This is a genomic window from Streptomyces laculatispora (assembly GCF_017353455.1).
Classification (GTDB): Bacteria; Actinomycetota; Actinomycetes; order Streptomycetales; family Streptomycetaceae; genus Streptomyces; species Streptomyces laculatispora.
This window is the reverse complement of record NZ_JAFMPZ010000221.1, coordinates 1-13116: the sequence shown is the minus strand read 5'-3', so window position 1 is coordinate 13116 and position 13116 is coordinate 1. Positions and strand designations below refer to the sequence as shown.

Annotated in this window: 14 protein-coding genes; 7 read left to right on the top strand and 7 right to left on the bottom strand. The window is 72.0% G+C overall.

Going from position 1 to position 13116, the window contains the following annotated elements; translation table 11 throughout:
* Nucleotides 1–81: 81 nt before the first annotated feature.
* Nucleotides 82–294 carry a hypothetical protein gene (locus J1C73_RS12610; RefSeq protein ID WP_123463216.1) on the top strand — a complete coding sequence of 71 codons (213 nt, stop codon included), beginning with the start codon at nt 82–84 and terminating at the stop codon, nt 292–294.
* Nucleotides 295–357: 63 nt separating this feature from the next.
* On the opposite strand, the gene J1C73_RS12605 is transcribed toward J1C73_RS12610, so the two are convergent.
* The 4 genes from J1C73_RS12605 to zapE form a co-directional block, all read right to left on the bottom strand.
* A complete protein-coding gene (locus tag J1C73_RS12605; RefSeq protein ID WP_207316450.1) occupies nt 358–1197 on the bottom strand; it encodes a polysaccharide deacetylase family protein in 840 nt (279 codons plus the stop codon).
* A 203-nt stretch (nt 1198–1400) separates the two neighbouring features.
* Nucleotides 1401–2780 carry an alkaline phosphatase PhoX gene (locus J1C73_RS12600; RefSeq protein ID WP_207316449.1) on the bottom strand — a complete coding sequence of 460 codons (1380 nt, stop codon included), beginning with the start codon at nt 2778–2780 and terminating at the stop codon, nt 1401–1403.
* 149 nt (nt 2781–2929) lie between these two features.
* Entirely contained in the window at nt 2930–3355 is a 426-nt protein-coding gene (locus J1C73_RS12595) for an OsmC family protein (protein WP_124285482.1), read from the bottom strand.
* Between the two features lie 84 nt (nt 3356–3439).
* Complete coding sequence (gene zapE / locus J1C73_RS12590) at nt 3440–4531, bottom strand: cell division protein ZapE (protein WP_123463224.1); 1092 nt, start codon at nt 4529–4531, stop codon at nt 3440–3442.
* A gap of 35 nt (nt 4532–4566) precedes the next feature.
* Here zapE and J1C73_RS12585 point away from each other — a divergent pair, with 35 nt between their 5' ends.
* From J1C73_RS12585 to msrB, 4 genes are all read left to right on the top strand, one after another.
* Nucleotides 4567–5331: a pyrimidine reductase family protein gene (locus J1C73_RS12585; RefSeq protein WP_123463227.1), complete on the top strand. Its 765-nt coding sequence runs from the start codon at nt 4567–4569 to the stop codon at nt 5329–5331.
* A 147-nt stretch (nt 5332–5478) separates the two neighbouring features.
* On the top strand, nt 5479–5931 hold the full coding sequence (locus J1C73_RS12580) for an indole-3-glycerol phosphate synthase (RefSeq protein ID WP_123466207.1): 453 nt from the start codon (nt 5479–5481) through the stop codon (nt 5929–5931).
* Nucleotides 5932–5972: 41 nt separating this feature from the next.
* Nucleotides 5973–7367 (top strand): UDP-N-acetylmuramate--L-alanine ligase, encoded by a 1395-nt coding sequence (murC, locus tag J1C73_RS12575; protein WP_207316448.1) that lies wholly within the window; start codon nt 5973–5975, stop codon nt 7365–7367.
* A 10-nt stretch (nt 7368–7377) separates the two neighbouring features.
* Nucleotides 7378–7782: a peptide-methionine (R)-S-oxide reductase MsrB gene (gene msrB, locus J1C73_RS12570; protein WP_207316447.1), complete on the top strand. Its 405-nt coding sequence runs from the start codon at nt 7378–7380 to the stop codon at nt 7780–7782.
* 39 nt (nt 7783–7821) lie between these two features.
* Here the strand turns inward: msrB and J1C73_RS12565 are convergent, their stop codons facing one another.
* From J1C73_RS12565 to J1C73_RS12555, 3 genes are all read right to left on the bottom strand, one after another.
* Nucleotides 7822–8283 carry a hypothetical protein gene (locus tag J1C73_RS12565; protein ID WP_207316446.1) on the bottom strand — a complete coding sequence of 154 codons (462 nt, stop codon included), beginning with the start codon at nt 8281–8283 and terminating at the stop codon, nt 7822–7824.
* A gap of 136 nt (nt 8284–8419) precedes the next feature.
* Nucleotides 8420–10873 (bottom strand): GTPase-associated protein 1-related protein, encoded by a 2454-nt coding sequence (locus tag J1C73_RS12560; RefSeq protein ID WP_207316445.1) that lies wholly within the window; start codon nt 10871–10873, stop codon nt 8420–8422.
* A gap of 186 nt (nt 10874–11059) precedes the next feature.
* On the bottom strand, nt 11060–11563 hold the full coding sequence (locus J1C73_RS12555) for an NUDIX hydrolase (RefSeq protein ID WP_207316444.1): 504 nt from the start codon (nt 11561–11563) through the stop codon (nt 11060–11062).
* Between the two features lie 119 nt (nt 11564–11682).
* Here J1C73_RS12555 and J1C73_RS12550 point away from each other — a divergent pair, with 119 nt between their 5' ends.
* Together J1C73_RS12550 and J1C73_RS12545 are read left to right on the top strand one after the other, a co-directional pair.
* The gene (locus J1C73_RS12550; RefSeq protein ID WP_207316443.1) at nt 11683–12237 is read left to right on the top strand and encodes a hypothetical protein; all 555 of its coding nucleotides are present in this window, start codon (nt 11683–11685) and stop codon (nt 12235–12237) included.
* A 324-nt stretch (nt 12238–12561) separates the two neighbouring features.
* Entirely contained in the window at nt 12562–13053 is a 492-nt protein-coding gene (locus J1C73_RS12545; RefSeq protein ID WP_207316442.1) for a hypothetical protein, read from the top strand.
* The last annotated feature ends 63 nt before the right edge of the window (nt 13054–13116 follow it).

The following is a 13116-nucleotide window of genomic DNA, read 5'->3' as shown; positions in this document are numbered from 1 at the left end:
CGGCGCCGCGGCCGTCGCGGCGGCGGCCGTCGCGGTCGCCTGCAAGCTCACTGCCGTACGCGGATGAGTAGGCTCCTCCCCATGGACCAGGGTGCGCATGAGGGTGTGAACGAGAGCGTGGACGCGTCGTACTGCGAGGCGCCTGCCGTGTCCTCGGCGGCGGCCGGCGGGCCCCCGTTCGCGGAATGCGTACTGTGCCGGAAGCCGACCGAATACCCCGAGTCGGTGAAGGGGATCACGCTCTGCCCGGTCTGCGAATGGCAGGAGGCCCAGCGCTCGGCATGCTCGGGCTGACCCGTCCCGTGCCGACGCGCCTCCGCCGGACGCGGACGTGCCTTCGCCGGACGACGGTGTCGATCAGCCGCGCATCAGGTCGGACACCTTCACGAAGCGGTACCCGCGCCTCCGCAGCTCCGGCACCACCTGGCTGACCGCCTGGCCGGTGACCGGCGCCGCGCTGCGGGTGCAGTGCATGACGACCAGCGAACCGGGCTTCACCCCGTCGAGCACCTGCTCCGCCACCGCGTCCGCATCCGTCGCGAAGGCGTCGCCGCTGACGACGTCCCACTGCACGGCCGTCACCTTCTCCGTCGCGAGCGTGCGCAGCGAGGCGTCGTCGTAGCAGCCGCCGGGGAAGCGGAAGTACGGCACCACATTGCGGGCGCCGGTCTTCCGGATCGCGCCGAAGGCCCGCTCCACCTCGCCGCGGATCGCGTCCTTCTTCATGGTCGGCAGTCCGTAGCAGGGCGACGTGAAGGCGTAGTGGCTGTACGAGTGGTTGCCGATCTCGAAGAGTGGGTCCGTGCCGATGGACCGGGCCTGCGAGGGGTACTCCTCGGCCCACCGGCCGGTCATGAAGACCGTCGCGGGCACCTTCAGCCGGCGCAGCAGGGCGATCAGTTCCGGGTTGTCGAAGTGCTCACCCGCGGCCGCGCGCGGCCCCTCGTCGGCCGTCATGTCGGCGTCGAAGGTGAGTGCGACGACCTTGGCGGCGTTCTTCGGCCCGCGCGTGAGGACGGGGGCCAGACCGGTGGGACCGGGCGCAATGCCGGACGGCGTCCTCGCGGCGGGAGGCGCGCTCGACGGAGCTCTGGAGGGAGTTGCCGAGGCGGCCGCGGGTCTGTCGCCGGGGGAGTCTCCCGAGGTGCCGGCGCAGCCGACGAGTGCACCTCCGAGCACCGCTCCCAGAACGGTCATAGTCGTCAGTTTTCGCGCAGAGTTTGTCATTGGTGGAAAATAACTGATCAACCGTCACCGGCCGCCCCGCGTCGCTGCGCCGCCGCGCGGCGGCCCCCGGACGGCGGCGGGCGGAGGCGGCCCCCGACGCGGGGCGAATTCCAGGGGGCGACCGCATCCACGGCCGCCCCCTGCCCCTGCTTCCTCGCGTGCCTCTCAGCGGGTCAGCGCCAGGGCCCCGTCACGGCGAACGTCGTCCCGGGCGTGTAGCAGTTCATGAACATCGTCCGGTGGTCCGGGGCGAACGTGACCCCGGCGAACTCGCCCCACTCCGGCTCCTCGGGCGTTCCGATGTTCTGCCGGCCGCGCGCCATCGCGTACACCTCACCGCGCCTGGTCAGGCCGAACACGTGCTGGGCGCCGCCGCCGTCCTCGCACACCATCAGACCGCCGTCGGAGGCCAGACAGATGTTGTCCGGGGACTCGCCGGGCAGCTGGATGTCCGTACCGGGTCCGAAGACGATGACCAGCGTCAGCCGGCGCCGCTGCGGCTCGTACCGCCAGACCTGGCCGTAGTGGTCGGCCGCCGACCCCTGGGAGCTGTGCGCGAAGCTGGAGACGAAGTAGACGCACGACCCGCCCCAGTAGCAGCCCTCCAGCTTCTGGCCGTGGGTGATGCCCTTGGGTCCGAAGTCCTGGAACCGGATGGGGGTCTCGGCGGCCTGCGGATCCGGTACGGGGACCCACTCGATCCCCTCGAAGCTCGTCCCGGTCTCCTGGACCGCTGAAAGGTCCGGGACGCCCGGCACCCGCATGGCCTCCAGCCGCCCGCCTGCCCTGAGCGAGCCCGTGCCGCCGAGCGGCTTCTTGGGCAGGAAGCGGTAGAAGAGCCCGAACGGCTTCTCGAACGCGTCCTCGGTCTCGTACACGACTCCGTTGTGCGGATCGATCGCGATCGCCTCGTGCTGGAAGCGGCCCATCGCGGTCAGTGGCACGGCTCCGGTGCGGTGCGGGTCGGCGCCGTCCACCTCGAAGATGTAGCCGTGGTCCTTGGTGTAGCCGTTGGTGCCGGCCTTGTCCTCGGTCTCCTCGCAGGTCAGCCAGGTGTCCCAAGGGGTGCGCCCGCCCGCGCAGTTCACCGCCGTGCCGGCGATGGCCACGCGTTCGCCCAGTACGCGGTTGTCGCCGTCGAGCTCCAGGGCCGTGCAGCCGCCCTTGCCCATCGGGTCGTAGGTGAGGCCCTCGACGGTCGGGACGGCGATGTTCGCGGTGACCCGGTTCTCGTGGTTGCGCACCAGCCGGACGTGTCCGCGCCGGCCCGCGAACGCGGCCATGCCGTCGCAATTGCTGGGGACCGGCCCCTCGCCGGAGCGGAGCGGGTCGCCCTCGCGGGACAGTACCCGGTAGCGGAAACCCTTCGGCAGATCGAGCAGTCCGCCGGGATCGGGCACCAGCGGGCCGTAGCCGGCGTGCCCGTGGGCGGCGGCGCTACCCGCGAAGAGTTCGGTGAACACCCCGGCGAAGGCGACCGTGGCGACGGCCGCGCCGGTGCCGGCCAGGACCTGACGTCGTGTCGCGGGCTGTTGTTCTGCTGCGGATGACATGAGGCAACTTCCTGTTGGGGACAGGAGCAGTGACCCGCACGTGTGTACCACGCGTAACACCGCGCGGGAACCATGCGGGTCACCGACCTCATGCGTGTCTCATACGCGCCTCATACGCGTCCCGGGCCGTGCGCGGCCCGGTGCGGGACTCAGGCGAGCGACGCGGTGAGCGTGATCGTCGTGCCGGTCAGGGCCTGGCTGACCGGGCAGTTCGCCTTCGCGTCCTCGGCCGCCTTGACGAAGCCCGCCTCGTCGAGACCGGGCACCTCGCCCTCGACGGTGAGGTGGATCCCGGTGATGCCGGTGCCCGGCTGGAAGGTGACCTCGGCCTGGGTGTTCAGCCGGGTGGGCGGGGTACCGGCCGTGGCCAGACCGTTGGACAGCGCCATCGAGAAGCAGCTGGAGTGGGCCGCGGCGATGAGCTCCTCCGGGCTGGTCTTGCCGTTCGCCTTCTCCGCGCGGGACGGCCAGGAGACCGGGTACTCCCCGATCCCTGAGGAATCGAGGGTGACGACGCCCTTGCCCTCGATCAGGTTGCCTTCCCAGACCGTGTGGGCCTGACGCGTGGTAGCCATGCTGGATCCCTTCAAACGGAATGCGCGGTTGTACGGGAGTGGCGGGGCACTCCGTCGTGCCCGACCGGTGTTACGCCCCCGAACCTACTGCGCCACCAGTCCCTTTGCGTCGCGCGCCAGCGCCGTCAGCCGGGAGATTGCCCGGAAGTACTTCTTCCGGTACCCGCCGTTCAGCATCTCCTCGCTGAACAGCCGGTCGAACGGCAGCCCGGAGGCGAGTACCGGGACCTCCCGGTCGTACAGCCGGTCCGCGAGCACCACGAGCCGCAGCGCGGTCGACTGGTCGGGCACCGGCTGCACCTCGGTGAGGCACACGGCCCGCAGACCGTCCGTCAGCGCGCCGTACCGGCTCGGATGGACGCGGGCCAGATGGTCCAGCAGCGCGGGGAAGTCGTCCAGGCTGGCGCCCTCGGTCGCGTACGCGGCCCTGGTGACCTGCTCCTCGGAGAACGGCGGCGGGGCGTCGGGCAGACCGCGGTGCCGGTAGTCCTCGCCGTCGATGCGCAGCGGGCGGAAGTGCGAGGACAGCCCCTGGATCTCCCGCAGGAAGTCGGCCGAGGCGAACCGGCCCTCGCCGAGCTTGCCCGGCAGCGTGTTGGAGGTCGCGGCGAGCGCCACCCCCGCCTCGACCAGCCGGCTCAGCAGCGAGGAGACCAGCACGGTGTCGCCCGGGTCGTCGAGCTCGAACTCGTCGATGCACAGGAGCCGGTGCCCGCTCAGCGTCCGCACGGTCTGCTGGAAGCCGAGCGCGCCCACCAGGTTGGTCAGCTCGACGAAGGTGCCGAACGCCTTCAGGCCGGGCGCGGCGGGGGTGGCGTGCCAGAGCGAGGCGAGCAGATGGGTCTTGCCGACCCCGTAGCCGCCGTCGAGGTAGACCCCACGCGGCGTACTGGGCGTCGTCGGTTTCTTCCCGAACCACTTGCGCTTCCCGGACCCGCTGGCGTGCGCCCCGCCGAGCCCGGCCGCGAAGTCTCCGAGGACCTTGACCGCCTCGGTCTGGCTCGGCTGGTTCGGGTCGGGGACGTAGGTATCGAAGCGCACCGAGTCGAAGCGCGGCGGCGGCACCATCTCGGCGACCAGCCGGTCGGCGGGTACGCGCGGTTCGAGGGCGCACAGGGACAGCGGGGCCGTTTCGGCTATGGGGCCGGGCCCCGGCACGGCGGTGAAGGACGACACAACTCCCCAGCTTAGGCCGTGCCAGACTGCGGAACATGCGACGCCTGTTCCCTGTGACCGACCTGACAGCGGCCGACGACCGAGGCGAGTGGAGCCTGGACGCTCTCGCCGACGCCTACGCCTACCCCGACACGGACGGCTCCTGGCTGCGCGCCAACATGGTGTCGACGCTCGACGGGGCCGCCCAGCACGACGGCCGCTCGCAGCCGATCTCCTGCGAGAGCGACATGCGGATCTTCGGCACCCTGCGCGGTCTGGCCGATGTGGTCGTGGCGGGCGCGGAGACGGTACGTCTTGAGGGGTACCGGCCCGCCCGCGCCCGGGAGGCCTTCGCGGCCCGGCGGGCCGCGGCCGGTCAGGGGCCCGCCCCGGCGGTCGCCGTGGTGAGCGGCAGCCTGGATCTGGACTTCTCGCTTCCGCTCTTCGTCTCGCCGCTGGTCCCGACGCTCGTGCTGACCGGCGCGGGCGCGCCCCCGGACCGGATCGCGGCGGCCCGCGAGGCGGGTGCGGAGGTGGTGATCGCGGGGGAGGGGTCCCGGGTGGACCCCGCGAGGGCCGTACGGGAGCTGGCCGACCGAGGTCTCAGGCGGCTGCTGACGGAGGGCGGGCCCAGGCTGCTCGGTCAGTTCGTGGCGGCGGGCGTGCTGGACGAGATGTGTCTGACCCTGGCGCCGATGCTGACCGCCGGGGACGCCCAGCGGATCGCGGGCGGTCCGTCGGTGGCTGTGCCGGAACGATTCGCCCTGGCGTCGGTGCTGGAAGAGGCCGGGTTCCTCTTCTCTCGGTACCGTCGGATCTGACAATCAGCGGAATATGTCGTTCCGGTTAGCGTTCGGTGGGCAGAATGGAACGCGGACCCCGTGCGAGCGCGGGGAAGGATGGTTTCAGCAGTGGCCGGCGACGGTCACTGAAGCAGAAGGGCGCCTGTGGTGTTCACCAGCGTTTTGATGATCGAGAAGGCCCTCACTTCCGAGGACGTCGAGTTCGTCACCACCCTGCACGGGGAGGAGCAGATCTCCTTCGTCGTGCTGATGCAGCCACGTGGTGACCAGGCGGATGTGCTGTTGCGGGCCATCGACGACCTGGCGATGGGCGAACTGAAGGAAGCGGCCCGCGAGAGTGAGGAACCGGAGGGCAGGAACGCGAGAGCGTCCGCCGAACTCGCGCTCGAAGTGTCCCTGGAGGCCCTGCGGCAGTCGGGCTCCGAGGCCGTCGGACAAGTGATCGAGACCCACCCCCTGGACAAGCTCACGTCCGTGGTCGAGGAGTCGGAGGCGGACGAGGTCATCGTGCTGACCGCGCCGCACTACGTCGAGGAGTTCTTCCACCGCGACTGGGCGTCCCGCGCCCGGCACAAGGTCGGCGTACCGGTGCTCAAGCTCTTCGCGCACAGCGAATAGGCTGGGTGGCCCCACCCGTACCGACCCTGGGAGACACACGCATGGCACCCGGTATTCCTGCCGCCATGGAACGGCCGCACTTCATCGGCATCGGCGGCGCCGGAATGTCGGGCATCGCGAAGATCCTCACCAGGCGCGGTGCGAAGGTCGCGGGCAGCGACTCCAAGGAGTCCGCCACCGCCGAGGCCCTGCGCACGCTGGGGGCGACCGTCCACATCGGGCACGCCGCCGGGCATCTGGCGGACGACGCCACCTGTGTGGTCGTCTCCAGTGCCATCCGCGCCGACAACCCGGAGCTGGTGCGCGCCGGTGATCTCTCGATCCCCGTCGTGCACCGCTCCGACGCGCTCGCCTCGCTGATGGACGGGCTGCGGGCCATCGCCGTCGCGGGCACCCACGGCAAGACGACCACCACATCGATGCTGGCCGTCGCCCTCACCGAGCTGGGCCTCGACCCCTCGTACGCGATCGGCGGCGACCTGGCGGGGCCCGGCACCAACGCCGCGCACGGCGAGGGCGCGATCTTCGTCGCCGAGGCGGACGAGAGCGACCGCAGCTTCCAGAAGTACGACCCCGAGGTCGCGATTGTCCTCAACGTCGAGCTCGACCACCACGCGAACTACGCCTCGATGGACGAGATCTACGACTCCTTCGAGACCTTCGTCGGAAAGATCGTCCCCGACGGCACCCTGGTCGTCTCCGCCGACCAGGCCGGCGCCGTCGAGCTGACCCGCCGGGTGCGCGACCTGTCCGCGGTCAAGGTCGTCACCTACGGTGAGGCCGCGACCGCCGACGTACGCGTCCACAAGATCACCCAGCGCGGTCTGACCAGCGAGGTCACGGTCGTCCTCAACGGGAAGTACCTCACCTTCACCGTCTCCGTACCCGGCCGCCACTACGCGCTCAACGCCGTGGCCGCCCTCGCCGCCGGCGTCGCCCTCGGCATCCCGGCGCACAACCTGGCCTCGGCCCTCGGCAAGTACACCGGGGTCAAGCGCCGCCTCCAGCTCAAGGGCGAGGCGGCCGGCGTCCAGGTCATCGACAGCTACGCGCACCACCCCACCGAGATGACCGCCGACCTCGAAGCGATGCGCGGCGCGGCCTCCGACGCCCGCCTCCTGGTCGTCTTCCAGCCCCACCTCTTCTCCCGCACCCAGGAGCTCGGCACCGAGATGGGCCAGGCCCTCGCGCTGGCCGACTCCTCCGTGGTGCTGGACATCTACCCGGCCCGCGAGGACCCGATCCCCGGCATCACCAGCACCCTGATCATCGACGCCGCCCAGGCGGCCGGCGCCGATGTCATCGCCGTCCACGACAAGGAGAGGGTCCCCGAGGTCGTCGCGGGAATGGCGAAGCCCGGCGATCTCGTTCTCACCATGGGGGCGGGCGACGTCACGGACCTCGGCCCGCAGATCCTGGAACACCTGTCGAGCTGAGGGAGCCACCGTGCCGTACGACATCGACAAGCCGGACGAGGAGTGGCGGGCGGAGCTGTCCCCCGCCGAGTACGCGGTGCTGCGCGAGGCCGGCACCGAGCCCGCCTTCGTCGGCGAGTACACCGACACCAAGACGACGGGCGTCTACTCCTGCCGCGCCTGTGACGCGGAGCTGTTCCGCTCCGACACCAAATTCGAGTCGCACTGCGGCTGGCCGTCCTTCTACGACCCGAAGGACACCGACGCGGTCGAACTGATCCAGGACCGCACCCACGGCATGGTCCGCACCGAGGTCCGCTGCGCCCGCTGCGGCTCGCACCTGGGCCATGTCTTCGAGGGCGAGGGCTACCCGACCCCGACGGACCAGCGGTACTGCATCAACTCGATCTCACTGCGGCTGACCCCCGGCGCCTGACGCCGGGGCCCGATCCGGAGGAGGACCGACGCGCGTGCGTCAGTCCTCCTCCGGCGTCTCCGGCTTCAGCAGCGGGTGCACCACACCGGGGAAGACCCGGGCCCGCACGACCTCCTCGGCCGAACCGCCCTGGATCACCGTCTCCGCCACACCCCAGGGCCGCCCCGGCAGCTCGACCAGCAGCGTGTACGAGGCGGAGCAGCCAGTGCACTCGTAGCGGTCCACCCAGGTCTCCACCTCCGTGGCACTTCCCGGGTAACGCGCCACGTGCCGGTGCTGGGCGTGGCACCGCTCGCACGTCTCGCCGGGCTCGCACGTGCCGCCGCACGGGCACGGCAGGTCGAGGGAGTCCGCCGGGCGCCAGCGCTGGGTGACGACGGCCTCACGGGTGGCGCCCATGTCCTTCATCGCCTTGAGATTGCGGGCGGCCACGTTGTACGACTCACCGGTCGCGGCCATCCGGTCCCGGATCACGTCCTTGCGCCCACGGTTCGTCGTCATCTTGTTCCTCCTGGGGTTCACGCAGCCCGCCAGGAGGCCCACGAGATCGGTAAGCACCAAGGTACCCGGCGCCGCGCGGGCCCCGCGACACACGCGGGCCCGGAACGGGTCCCGCCCGGGGCGGCCGGGTGCCGGATCAGCCCCGCCGGACGCGGCCCGCGAGCCGCCTGCCCAGCCGGCCCAGGGTGCCCTGGCTCCGGCGGTTCCAGTCACGGAACGCCTCCGCCCGGCCGCTGCTCCCCGAGCGCCCGACGGCCTCCTCCACGGCCGCCACCCCGTCGGCGGACAGCGCGCGCACCGCGGGGCGCAGCACCTCCTCCAGCAGGGCGGCGGTGGTCCTGCTCCACTCGGTCCCCGCGTGCGGGTGGGCCGTCCACACGGCGAAGCAGCCGGCCGCGTAGCCGGGGTCGGCCTCCAGCCTGGCCCGGACGTCGGGGCCGTGCGCGGCCCGGTCGTACGCGGCGATGAGGTCCGCGTCGCCGCTGTGCGCGAGGGCGTACAGCTCGGCCTCCGGTCCGTCCGGGGCGAGCAGCCGCCCGGCCAGGGCGCCGAAGGCGTGGCCGAGCACCCCCGGCTCCACCGGCTCGGCGCCCGGCCGCAGCGCGCGGACCCGCTCGGCCCAGTCCGGCTCCGCCGACCCCGACCGCAGCTCGCGGGCGAACTCCAGCAGGAGCAGGGCCCCGCGCGACCGGCCCACGATCTCCTGCGGGAAGCCGCGCAGCAGGTCGTGGGCGAGCTCGGGCGCCTCCTCGTCGTCGGCGGGAGCGTTCAGTGCCGCGGCGACCAGGTGCGACCAGGTGCCGGCCGTCCGGTGCGCGTCCGATGTCGCGGCGTCCAGCAGCAGCCGGGCCTCGCCCACCGTCGGAGCATCCTCCTCCCACACCAGGCCGACCGCCGTCCGCAGCACCAGCGGCTCCGCGAACGGCGACATCCCGGCGGCCCGCAGCACCCGGTGCATCGCGCCCACCCGGTCGGCGCCGCAGCCCGCCTTGATCTCGGGCGCCTCCGCGCACATCCGCAGGTGCGGCAGCAGCTGCGTTCCGGTGAACGGCAGGGCCACCCGGCCCAGCAGCCGCTCCGCCCCGGCGGGGTTCTCCGGCGCGATCCGGTCCAGTGCGCCGAGCAGCGCCGTACGGACGTCGAACTGCTCGTCCATCAGCTCCAGCAGCGCGGGCGCCCAGCCCGGTGCGTCCTGCGCGTCCGCGAGGAGGGCGGGCGCCAGCCGCCGTACGACGCCGGGCAGCAGCTCCGCGCAGTCCACGCCGAGCAGCCGGGCCACCCGCAGCAACTGCACGGTCCGGGCCACGTCCAGCCCGGTCCCCGTGCCGCTCAGCTCGGTCAGGATCTCCGGGCCGAGCTGAGCGGCGACGACCGCGCCCTGCGAACCGCTGAACGCCGTGCGGCCGGGCAGCTCCACGGAGCCGTTCCCGCCGCGTACCGCTTCGGTGACCAGCATCGCGGCCAGCGGGGCGGTGGTCGTCGCGGGGGAGCGGCCGTCCAGCGCGGCGAACAGCCGTCCCGCGGCATCGAACTCGGCCCCGGTGCGGTCGTCGACCCCGGGCGCGGTCAGCGCGTCGACCAGTTGCCGGGTGCGCTTCGCGTCCAGTGCGTAGGGCCGCTCGGCGGCCCAGCCGGCGGCGGCGGCCCGCTCGTTCGGCCCCAGCGCGATGCCCGCGCACAGGGCCGTCACCGCCACCGGCCCGGCGGCGAACGGCTCCCCGGGCAGCTCGGCCGCCTCCCGGAACAGCTCCGGCGTACGGCTCCGCCAGATCCGGGCCGCGGTCTCGGCCCAGGCGTCGTCCACCACCCCTTCCGGGCGCGGACCGGTGCAGGTGTGCACCCGGAACCCGGAACCGGACAGCTCGTGCGCGTCCTGCGACAGCACGCCGACGATGTGCTGCGGGGCGCGGTGCGGGTGGCGGGTGTACGTGGTGAAGGTCAGCCGCTCGGAGCACTCCGGTGGCAGGACGGCCGCGGCCAGCGCGATCCACCGGGCCACATCCGCGCTCTGCCGTTCGACGAGCACGACCCTGGAGGGCTCGGCCGTCTCGCTCAGTCGGCGCAGATCGGCCAGGACGCCCGCGAGCCAGGGGCCGCGGGAGACGGCGAAGTCGTTGAGCCCCTCACGTTCACCCGTGCGGCCGATGGCGGCGGTGAGCGCGGTGACCGGATCGACCGCCGGTATCCGGTCCGGTGTCGCGGCGGCCCAGCGCGCCGACCGGCAGGCGGTGATCGGGAGCATCCCGCCCGGCAGTTGGGTGCCGGCGGGGAGGTGGACCGCATGGGCGTGGAAGCGCAGGGAGGACAGCTGTGCGGTGCGGACCGGCACGGTCCGGGACAGCAGATGGCTGCCGTCGGACAGCACACTGAAGCTGAACGATTCGGGCAGCGCGCGCAGCGCGTTGTCGGTGACCTGCCGAGGGGTGCCGGCCGGTGGCTCGTACGCCAGGAGCGGACCGGCCTCGGTCAGCGCCGACGCGGGTATCGCCGCGTCAACTGCGCTGAAACGGGCGGGTATCGCCGCGTCCTCGCTGCTTTCCGGACCGTCCCCGTACGTTGCGGAGGTGTAGTGCAACTGCGCGAGGCTCATGCGTTGGCTCTCTTCGTCCCTGCCATGAATGTCCCCTGCCACCCACACCCGCCGTCCCGTGGTGGCAGCGCCGCCCCGGAAGAGCGACGACCCCGGCGGGGAGAGTTCCGCAGTCGCTGGGGCGACGCTATCAAGGACCCGCGTGCCCTTGCGGCGCGAAGCCCGAGCGCGGGCGGTGAGGGGGCGTCACCTTCCCGCCCGGTGGTCCCGAAGCGCCCGTGCGATCAGGTCGTGGATCAGGAACTCTCCGGGCGCACGGTTCTCCTTGAGGCGGTCGAGGCCGCCCAGGGTGAACCAGTCGTAGGCGGAGTGCTTGGACCATTCCAGGGCGGGGCTGCTCAAGTCACCTTCGACCTCGACGAGATAGTCCGCCTCGCGACGCGGGCCCGCTCCGTCGTTGCCCGTCCATGTGCTGGTGCCGAGAAACCGCCGCACATGGCGCAGCCGCCAGCCGGTCTCCTCCTCGACCTCCCGGGCCAGCGCGTGCAGAAGCGGTTCACCGGCCTCGACATGGCCGCCCACGATGTCCCACGTGTCGGGAAAGAGGCGGCGGTCGGGGCTTCGCTTCTGCGCGAACGCCGCGCCGTCCGCGTTGAGGATGACCGCTCCGACGGTCCACAGCGTGCCGGGGAGGGGAGCGGGCACCTCGACGCCGCCGCTCACGGTGAACGCGTTGTTGTCTGTTGGCATGTCGGCCAGACTAGAAAGCCCCGGCGCCGGGGCCCGGCGTCCGCTACGCCACCGTGGCCGACCGGCGCGACCTGATATCGCCCTTGTAGCCGACGGCGGACCCTCGCCAGAGTGTGGGAATGATCCTTCCCTTCACCCACGATGGTGAGTCCGGCAGCGTGACCGTGAGCCTTGAGCAGGTCGATGATCCGCTGACGATCGGTAAGCACCCTGCCTCGCAGGGGTTTCCGTGCTGCACCTCCACCGTGTCCTATCCCGGCAGGGGATACCGGGCCATGTTCGGCTGGGTCCAGTTCGTCCGGTCCACGGACAACACCACGGGCGGCGCAGGCTTCGACATGGACCCGTTCATCCTCTTCGAGGACGCGCCTTCCCCGTATGCCTTCTTCGGCCACAAGCCGACCCTGTTCGACGCCCCGTCACGGGCCGAACGCCGTCCCCTGGCCTGGCTCGCGCACAGCTTTCTGGCGTACACCCCCCTGGACCGTGAACAGCGCTGCGTGCTGCCGCTGGCCGGCTTCTCCTGGGGCTTCGACATCGATGACGCGGGCGACATCACCGTCCGGCCGGCGGCGGCGCTGACCGCCGCCGACTGGGACGAGCACCTGCCGTACCTCGGCGACAGCCATCCCGCCTGGGAGTTCGACAAGTGGCAGGCGGGCGCTCAGCCCTGAACCGGGTACGTGACGAAGTTCGGTCAAGTGGCGGGGGAGAGGGCGAGTTGGGGGCCCTCTTCGACCGTGGAGTCCCGGATGCGGACTGGACAGCGGTACGCGGCTGGTCTTCCTCGCGGGGTCGGCCGAGGCTGTCAGACCCTTGTCGGCCCCGCCCCCCGTCGACAGGGGCACCATCCAGTCAGTTGTTGACGCGTACATGGCAAGTTGAGGGTTTCTGTGGGACCTTCCATGGCGTGCCCGGAGCCGTGTCGCCCCCCTCACCACGGACGCGGACGGGCCTGCACCCAACACCCCCACAAGTGCGTGGCAAGAAGGAGTGACATGAGGCTCACACCGAAACTCTTGTGCGTCACCGCCCTGGCCTTCGCGGTCACCGCGGGCGCGTCCGCCGCGGCCAGCGCGGGCCCCGCGGCCTCGCAGCGGGTCGACGGCAGCATCGCGGCCGCGGGCAGCACCTGTACCTGGACCGACGCGACCGCCAGCGCGGACCCGCCCGCCGGCCTGACCATCGACCACGCCACCGTCAACAGCAGCCTGAGCTGCAGCGGCGGCACGAGCGCCACCCTCAACAACGACCCGGCCGTCACCTTCGACGACGCGGCGGGCACGGCGACGTCCGACCTCATCGACATCACGGTGAAGCAGTCCATCGTCACCTGCAGCTACAAGGCGACGAACGTCGGGTGGACCCGTGACGGCTCCACCCGCGCCTACCGGAACCAGGCGTTCACCGCGTCAAAGAGCTCCGGCAGCTTCCTCTGCCCGGGCTCGTTCTCCGCCGAACCCGGCTCCGCCTCGCTGAGCTTCCACTGACACACGCATCGCGCCGACCTCGCGCCGCCGCCGACGGAGACTCGTCGGCGGCGGCGCGAGGTC